A 1,824-nucleotide genomic window follows, 5' to 3' on the forward strand; every position below is an offset into this window, starting at 1 on the left:
TTCGAATCCGCCCCCGCCCCTCCCCGCACACCGACTTCACTCACGTCGGCCTTCGGAGCCTTGCGCGCAGCGCCAACGTCGGTCACCACCACAGGCGAGTCCACCCCCACCGCTCCCCGCACGCCGACTTCACTCACGTCGGCTTCCGGAGCGTTGCGCGCAGCGACCGCGTCGGTCACCATCACCGACGGTCGTGCCCGAAGCGCCAACCCATCGCGAAACTCGAGCCACACAATCTGCGCCTCCACAACCACGCTCGTCCCCGAACCTCCAGGCCGCGATCGCGCACGCGGATCGCCGGAGAGCACGATCTCCGCCTTTACCACCGCATTCCGAGTCGCCAACTCAGCAACGGGACCTGTAGTGACGGCGTGCACTTTGATGGCCACCACTCCTGCCACAACCCCAGCACAACAAAGGCTCCCAACAACGACGTTCCGCCATCGCTCACTTACACCCACCCGAATTCCGAACCAGGCCACCAAGCCCCCGGCTCCCAAACCAGCAGCCGCCACAAGGCCACCGACCAACGCCGGACATGCCACCAAAACCAGCGCCACAACCCACGCGGAAACCGCTGGCCCAATCAACACCAGAGAATGGCCCGACTGAACAAGCTCATCCTCGCCCTCAGCTTCGAACCCCTCCTCAGCCCTAGGCATGGCCACTCGAAATACCCCTCCTAATTGGTGCCTCTACGAACTCGATCGGGCCAACCCAGCAGTGTAAGACTGCAAACAAAGATTGCCCACACCGAGGTTCGCGAGGCCAGAGAGCCTGATGGCCTAATGCACAGGCGCGTCAAATAGCGCCCCCGGCCAACTTGGAAGACCACCAAGCTTCGCAGGGCCAGAGAGCCAGATCGACTAACGCACGAATCCCCTGCTAGCGACTCCCCGGATAACATCACCTCTACGAACTTGACCGGGAAGCCCACCAGCGCAAGGCCGCAAACAAACTACCCACACCAAGCTTCGCAAGACCAGAGCCCAACCGACCAACGCACGACACCCCCGGCAACAACTCCCCGGAAACACCACCCCTACCGATTCGATCGAGAAGCCCACCAGCACAAATTGTTCCACTCCTACCCTTTTCGTGCCCTATAAGCGCGGTTCTCGGAAGGCCGCAAACAAACTACCCACACCAAACTTCGCAAGACCAGAGCCCAACCGACCAACGCACGACACCCCCGGCAACGACTCCCCGGAAACACCACCTCTACCGATTCGATCGGGATGTACACCAGCGTGAGGCCGTAGAGAAATTGCCGCACCAAAGTTCGCGAAGCTGAGGGTCCGATGGGGCTACAGACACCTTCAGTAGAGGTTTCCTGGATGACTTCTAAGGACTCTACTTGATGGACTACGGGGACACTTTGTCTTTTATTTCGGCGTATTTTCTTTCGCCTATGCCGGAGACTTCGCGTAGTTGTTCGACGCTTTGGAAGCCGCCGTGGGTGTCGCGGTATTCGATGATGCGTTGGGCGAGGACTTCTCCGACGCCGGGGAGTTGTTCGAGTTGGTCGGGGGTTGCTGAGTTGAGGCTGAGGATGTTGGTGGTTGCGGGGGCGGTTATTGGGTGGGAGCCGGGTGGGGGTGGGAGGCCGACGATGATTTGTTCGCCGTCTACCAGGCGGCGGGCGAGGTTGAGTGGGCCGGGGTCGGCGCCTTTCTTTATGCCTCCGGCTGCGGTGATGGCGTCTACGACCCTTGAGCCGATGGGTAATGCCAGGACGCCTGGGTCGCGGACCTTGCCGGTGATGTGGATTGTCACGCTGGAGGTCGGTGAGGGGGTGGCTGGAGGTCCGGCGCTGGCGGGGGT

General features: G+C 61.6%; 2 protein-coding genes. Both read right to left on the reverse strand.

Features of this window, described 5'->3' with window-relative positions; translation table 11 throughout:
- A partial coding sequence (locus Aple_RS54070) for a hypothetical protein (protein ID WP_218038948.1) occupies positions 1-389 on the reverse strand: 389 nt, incomplete at its 3' end.
- Positions 390-1,365: 976 nt separating this feature from the next.
- The coding region (locus Aple_RS51100) for a ComEA family DNA-binding protein (RefSeq protein WP_155352069.1) at positions 1,366-1,824 on the reverse strand (459 nt) is incomplete at its 5' end.

It is taken from the genome of Acrocarpospora pleiomorpha (assembly GCF_009687885.1).
Taxonomy (GTDB): Bacteria; Actinomycetota; Actinomycetes; order Streptosporangiales; family Streptosporangiaceae; genus Acrocarpospora; species Acrocarpospora pleiomorpha.